Consider the following 6,117-nt stretch of genomic DNA (forward strand, 5'->3'; position numbering starts at 1 on the left):
TGCTCCTCGGCGTACTCGCGAACACCGCGGGCCGGTGGGCCGGTGGGCCGGTGGGCCGGTGGGCCGGTCAGGTGTGCGAGCCGGCCATCAGGTCGGCCAGGTCCTCGGGGGCGAGGAAGGAGGGCGGGGGCGGCGGGCCCCAGCTGAACAGGCTCCTGGCCCCCTCGAAGACCTCGGGCGTCCACAGCTGGTCCTCGGGGATGCAGTCCAGGTCCGCGTAGTACTCGCTGAAGTTGCCGGCCGGATCCTTCAGGTACCAGAAGAAGTTGGAGCCGATCAGATGCCGCCCCAGCCCCCACACGTGACGCTCGGGGTGGTCCTCCAACATGGCCATCGCGCCGCGGCCGATCTCGTCGACGTCCTCGACCTGCCAGGACGTATGGTGCAGGAAGGCGACGGGGGCGTGCAGGAGCAGGAGGTTGTGGTGGTCGGTGGAGCAGCGCAGGAACACCCCGGCCTGTCCCAGGACATCGCTGACGAGGAAGCCGAGACCGTCACGGAAGAAGGCCGCGGTGGCGGCGAGATCGGTGGTGCCCAGGACCACGTGGCCGAGCCTGCGCGGCCGGACCGGGCCGCTGCGCAGGATGCCGGGGGCGCGGACGCCCGGGCGCTCGATGCGCCCGGGGCCGTTGTACGGGGTCGGCGGGGTCGCCGGCTGGCCGCTCCGCGCTTCCGTGCGCAGGACCGCGCGCACGGCGGTGACGGGCTCGACGACGCTCAGCTCCACGCCGGCGCGGTGGGTGGGCACGCCCAGCTGTGCCAGCCGCGCCCGGGCGGCTTCGAGGTCATCGGCGTTGTCCACGCCCACGCACAGCTCCACCAGCCGGCGGGTCGGTGCCGGGACGATGCGCAGTTGCCTGCCGCCGTCACCGGTGGCGAACCAGCCGGCTTCGGCGGGCGTGAGTCCGAAGTCGGTGTAGTACGCCGTGGTGGCGGCGGGGTCGGGGACGCCCATGGTGACGGAGGAGAGACGGTGCAGGGCCATGCAGGACTCCCGGTCTCGGTGGTTTTCCTGGACGGTGGTTTTCCTGGACGGTGGTTTTCCTGAACGGTGGTTTTCCTGAACGGTGGTGTTCCTGAACGGTGTTGGTGCGGTGCCGCGTTCAGCGGTGGAAGGTCTGCCGCAGCTCGCCGATGCCCTTGATGTGGCTGACGAGTTCGTCGCCGTCGGCCAGGAACCGCTGCGGGGTGCGGCCGAGGCCGACACCGGACGGGGTGCCGGTGAAGATGACGTCGCCGGGCTGGAGCGTGAGGATGGCGGAGAGCTTGGCGACGAGCGCGGGCACGGAGAAGATCAGGTCCCGGGTGCGGCCCTTCTGGACGCTCTCCCCGTTGACCGCGCAGCCGAGCTCCAGGTCGTCGGGGTCGGCGAGTTCGTCCGGGGTGACCAGACACGGACCCATCGGGGTGAAGCCGGGGAAGGACTTGCCGAGACTGAACTGCGGCACGGGGCCGGCCATCTGCGTGATGCGCTCGGACAGGTCCTGACCGGCGGTCAGGCCGGCGACGTGCTGCCAGGCGGACTCGGCGTCGACCTGCCGGGCCTGGGCGCCGATGACGACGACGAGTTCGACCTCCCAGTCGGTGTGGCCGCCCTCGGGCAGCCGGACCCGGGTGACCGGTCCCGTGATGCTGGAGCCGAACTTGGTGAACACCGGCGGCAGCGTGTCCGGGACGGTGAAGCCCGTCTCGTCCGCGTGGGCACGGTAGTTGAGGCCGATGCCGAGGAGCTGGCCGGGACGCGGGGCCGGGGAGCCGAGCTCGGCGGGGTCGAAGGGGGTGCCCTGCGGCAGCTCGGCCTGCTCGGCCCAGGCACGGAACGGGGCCCACTGGGAGTAGACCTGCTGCGGGTCGCTGGAGAAGCGCCCTGCGCTGGCCCGTTCGACGTCGACGGCCAAGGCGTCGTCGGTCAGCAGGACCAGGCGGTTGTCGAGGTTGGCGATGCGCATGGTGGGAGCTCCTGAGGAGGGTGGGGTCAGATGAGGGGGGTGATGGTGTCGTCGATGCCGAGCAGTGCCTTGCCGTAGACCTCGTAGCCGACGGCGGGTGCGGCGAGCGCGTGGCGGCCCGCGGTGTTGGCGTCGCGCCAGATCCGTTGCAGGGGGTTGGCCTCGGCGAAGGCCCCGGCGCCGTGGATGTCGAGGAGGACGCCGATGGCCTCCAGGGTGTTCTGCACCGCCCAGGCGGTGGCCGCGCGGAAGTGGGCGCGGTCGGCCAGGTCCGGGTAGCGGCCCAGCGCGGCGGCCCGGTCGATCGCGTCGGCGGTCCGTTCGGCGTGCAGCCGCGCGGTCTCGATCTTCAGCGCCGCCTCGGCGAGCTTCATCTGGAGGGCGACCGACTCGGCCTGCGTCCCGTGGACCGTGTTCGCGACGGGCTTGCGGGCGGCGTTCGCCACCACGTGGTCCAGCGCCGCCCTGCCCAGGCCCAGTTGGGGGCCGACCAGGGTGAGCGCGAGGACCGGGACGAAGCCGGATCGGTAGAACGGCTCGTCCTTGTACTCGGTGGCGAACTCGCCCGCGATCGCCGCGGGCACCGACAGCACCCGGTGCGCGGGCACGAAGGCCTCGGACGCCACCAGGCAGTTGCTCGCTGTCCCCTTCATACCGGCGACGAACCAGGTGTCCTCCACCTTCAGGTCCTCGCGCGGTATCAGGACCACGGCGTGGTCGACGACGTCGCCGGCGGCGTCGGCCAGGGGGACCCCGAGCACGGCCCAGGTCGACTGCCAGGAACCGGAGTTGTAGTACCAGCGGCCGCTGACCCGCCAGCCGCCGTCCACGGCGAGCGCCGTGGCGGTGGGGGCGAGGACGCCGGTCACCCGGGCGTCCGGATCCGCCCCGAAGACGTCGTCCTGGGCCCGGACCGGGAACAGGCCGGCCACCCAGTTGCAGGCGTTGACCAGGCTGACCACCCAGGAGATGGATCCGTCGCCCTCCGCCAGGGCCGCGGAGACCTCCAGCAGGGTGCGCATCCCGGCCTCGTGCCCGCCGTAGCGTCTGGGCGTGCCGAGCCGGAACAGACCCGCCCGCGCGATCGCCTCGACCACCTCCTCCGGCACCCGCCGGTCGGTCTCGGTCCTGGCGGCGTGCTCGCGCAGCAGCGGCTGCAGCGCGACCGCGCGGGCCACCAGCTCGTCGCGTGACGTCATCCGTCCTCCTCACCGTTGCTCGTTCACGATCCCCGGCTCCGTTCCCCTTGATGATTATGGCGATACCGCCTACGACTTGTCCGCAGCCGCGCACCCTGGGCAACGTCTCCGCCGGCAACGCCTCCATCGGCGCCGTCAACGGGACGCGCGGATCGCCGGGCGGGGCGGTCCGACTCCGGGCGCACCACCGCGTCGGCCTCGCGGGTGGCACGGCCCGGAGCCGCGGGCGTACTGCGGGCTCGTCAGCGGCGACGTGACGGATGAGCCGATGAGAATCTCGTCGGCTGATCCTGGTAGCTTTCTGGCCAGTTTGTGTGGCGCTATCAGCCACCACCTGCTTGAAAGAAGACTCGTGCGCACCAGCCCCACCTTCAAGATCGCCCTCGCCTGCACGGCGCTCGCACTCGGCCTCACGGCCTGCGGCTCCGACAAGGGCACCGCCAAGTCCGCCGCGTCGGCACCGGCCACGGCAAGCGCGATCGCCAGTTCGGCCGCACCGTCCGTCACCCCGTCGGCATCCCCGTCCGTCGCCACGTCCCCGTCGCCGTCCGGGCCCGACCTGTCGGCGCTGTCCGGCACCCAGGTCCTCCAGCAGGCCACCACGGCCCTGCAGGCGGCCAAGTCGGTCAAGTTCGACATGAAGGGCAGCGACTCCGGCCAGCCCATTGTCGTGAGCATGATGCTCGACACCCAGGGGAACTGCACCGGCAACGCCAGCATGGGCTCCCAGGGCTCCACGGACATCATCCGCATCGGGCAGAACGTCTGGATGAAGCCGGACACGAAGTTCTGGACCACCATGGGCGGTGCGAACGGCGCCCAGGTGGCGGAGCTCTTCAAGGGCCGCTGGCTCGCCGGTACGGCGAGCGACCCCGACCTGAAGGACATGGCCGACCTCTGCGATCTCACCCAGCTCACCAGTGAGATGACCAAGGACAACTCCTCGGTCACCAAGGGCAGCTCCGACACCGTGAACGGGCAGCCGGCCCTCGTCCTCCACGTCACCGACGGCAGCGACGGCACCAAGACCGACGTCTGGATCTCCGCCCAGGGCCAGCCCTACCCGCTCCAGGCGAACTCCGACTCCGGCGACCACATGAGCTTCAGCAACTTCGGCGTCCCCGTCAACGCCCAGGCGCCGCCGGCCGACAACGTGATCGACATGGGCAAGTTCCACCAGGCCGCCAGCGTCTGAGCGGTCGATGGGAGAACCGGCTGCCACCGGGCGGGGGCGAGAGATCCGCGTGGCAGCCGGCCCCGGCCGACCACACCCCCGCTGACCTGCTGCTCCCGTTCCCTCCGTTGACTATGGCTGAACGGTCGTGCAACGGTGAGGGCGCGCTCCTCGCACGAACCACCGGGAACTGGAGGAAGACTGCTGTGCCCCTCGGAAACGATCGCTCCCACCAGGCCATGGACCGCAGCTTGACGCCCGATCAACTCCAGCTCATCGAGGAGGAGTTCGCGGCCCGTCCGGCGAACCGGCTGATGCAGAACGCGGTCACCCGGACCCCGGTGGACGATGTCGCGCTGGACCGGCGGGTCCTCACCGGCATCGACCACTCGGTCTCCCATCACCTGGACGACTGGACGGCCACCAACCAGAAGCAGAGCGGCCGCTGCTGGATGTTCGCCGGGCTCAACCTGCTGCGGGTCGGGGCCGCTCGGAAGCTGGGCGTGAAGGACTTCGAGTTCTCCCAGAACTACCTGCTGTGGTGGGACAAGTTCGAGCGGGCGAACCACTTCCTCGAAGCGGTCATCGAGACCTCGGACCGCGACGTGGACGACCGCACCGTGGCGCACCTGCTGGAGAGCCCGATCAGCGACGGGGGCCAGTGGAACATGTTCGTGGCGCTGGTCGCCAAGCACGGCCTGGTGCCCAAGTCGGCCATGCCGGAGACCGACAGCTCCTCCGCGACCCGGGCGATGAACCGCGCGCTGAAGACCCTGCTCCGCCAAGGCGCCCGTGACCTGCGCGATCAGGCCGCCGAGGGAGTCGAAGCGCGGCGCAAGACCAAGCGGGAGATCCTGGCCGCCGTGCACCGGGTGATCAGCATCCACCTCGGCACGCCGCCGCAGCGCTTCCTGTGGCAGTGGGAGGACAAGGACAAGGAGTTCCACCGCGACGGCTGGCTCACTCCGGCGGAGTTCGCCGCCTCCTACGTCCAACTCCCGCTGGACGAGTACGTCTGCCTGGTGCACGACCCGCGGGAGTCGAGCCCGGTGGGCCGCACCTTCACCGTCGAGTACCTGGGCAACGTCGTGGACGCCCCGCCGGTGGTCTACCTCAACGTGCGGATGGAGCTGCTGAAGCAGCTGGCCATGGAGTCGATCGTCGGCGGCGAGCCGGTGTGGTTCGGCTGCGACGTGTCGAAGATGATGCGCGCGGACGCCGGCGTCTGGGACGCCGCCCTCTTCGACTACGCGGCCGTCTACGACACCGCGTTCACCATGGACAAGGCCACTCGGCTGCTCCACCACGAGACGAGCATGACCCACGCGATGCTGTTCACCGGCGTCGACGTGCTGGACGGCAGCCCGCGCCGCTGGCGGGTGGAGAACAGCTGGGGCGAGGAGAAGGCCGACAAGGGCTTCTGGACCATGAACGATTCGTGGTTCGGCGAGCACGTCTTCGAGATCGCGGTCCGCCGCTCCGCGCTGCCACCGGAGTTGGCCGCCGCCCTCGGCCAACCGCCGATCGTGCTGCCCGCGTGGGACCCGATGGGCGCCCTCGCCGACTGAGCGGGCCCGAGCCCGGCCCTGATCCGGCCCTGACCCGGCCCTGACCCGGCCCTGATCCGGGCTGCAGCCTCGCCCGGCCCGCCCCGCCGACCGAGCCCATGAGCAGCGGGGGGGGGGGGGGGGGGGGGGGGGCCCGCCCCCCCCCCCCGCCCCCCCCCCCCCCCCCCCCCGGGCCCGGCGGGGGGGGGGGGGGGGGGGGGGGGCCCGGGGGGGGCCCGCGGGGGCGG

5 protein-coding genes are annotated in these 6,117 nt (G+C 71.5%); 2 read left to right on the forward strand and 3 right to left on the reverse strand.

Annotated elements, in window-relative coordinates; genetic code table 11:
- Positions 1–67: 67 nt before the first annotated feature.
- The 3 genes from ACFZB9_RS07530 to ACFZB9_RS07540 all read right to left on the reverse strand — a co-directional run bounded on the left by ACFZB9_RS07530 (position 68) and on the right by ACFZB9_RS07540 (position 3,148).
- Positions 68–985 carry a VOC family protein gene (locus ACFZB9_RS07530; RefSeq protein WP_391444559.1) on the reverse strand — a complete coding sequence of 306 codons (918 nt, stop codon included), beginning with the start codon at positions 983–985 and terminating at the stop codon, positions 68–70.
- 118 nt (positions 986–1,103) lie between these two features.
- Positions 1,104–1,949, reverse strand: coding sequence for a fumarylacetoacetate hydrolase family protein (locus ACFZB9_RS07535; protein WP_391444561.1), 846 nt, complete (start codon positions 1,947–1,949; stop codon positions 1,104–1,106).
- A 26-nt stretch (positions 1,950–1,975) separates the two neighbouring features.
- Positions 1,976–3,148 carry an acyl-CoA dehydrogenase family protein gene (locus ACFZB9_RS07540; RefSeq protein WP_391444563.1) on the reverse strand — a complete coding sequence of 391 codons (1,173 nt, stop codon included), beginning with the start codon at positions 3,146–3,148 and terminating at the stop codon, positions 1,976–1,978.
- Between the two features lie 352 nt (positions 3,149–3,500).
- Between ACFZB9_RS07540 and ACFZB9_RS07545 the strand changes: the two genes are divergently transcribed.
- Both ACFZB9_RS07545 and ACFZB9_RS07550 read left to right on the forward strand, forming a co-directional pair.
- Positions 3,501–4,343, forward strand: a complete 843-nt coding sequence (locus tag ACFZB9_RS07545) for a hypothetical protein (protein ID WP_391444565.1) — start codon at positions 3,501–3,503, stop codon at positions 4,341–4,343.
- A 218-nt stretch (positions 4,344–4,561) separates the two neighbouring features.
- The gene (locus tag ACFZB9_RS07550; RefSeq protein ID WP_391444567.1) at positions 4,562–5,890 is read left to right on the forward strand and encodes an aminopeptidase C; all 1,329 of its coding nucleotides are present in this window, start codon (positions 4,562–4,564) and stop codon (positions 5,888–5,890) included.
- Positions 5,891–6,117: the final 227 nt, after the last annotated feature.

Source organism: Kitasatospora sp. NPDC008050, from assembly GCF_042957465.1.
Taxonomy (GTDB): domain Bacteria; phylum Actinomycetota; class Actinomycetes; order Streptomycetales; family Streptomycetaceae; genus Kitasatospora.

Excerpts from the sequence above, each read along its gene's own strand:
- ACFZB9_RS07530 (WP_391444559.1), bottom strand. The coding sequence starts at position 985 with ATGGCCCTGCACCGTCTCTCCTCCGTCACCATGGGCGTCCCCGACCCC.
- ACFZB9_RS07535 (WP_391444561.1), bottom strand. The coding sequence starts at position 1,949 with ATGCGCATCGCCAACCTCGACAACCGCCTGGTCCTGCTGACCGACGAC.
- ACFZB9_RS07540 (WP_391444563.1), bottom strand. The coding sequence starts at position 3,148 with ATGACGTCACGCGACGAGCTGGTGGCCCGCGCGGTCGCGCTGCAGCCG.
- ACFZB9_RS07550 (WP_391444567.1), top strand. The coding sequence starts at position 4,562 with ATGGACCGCAGCTTGACGCCCGATCAACTCCAGCTCATCGAGGAGGAG.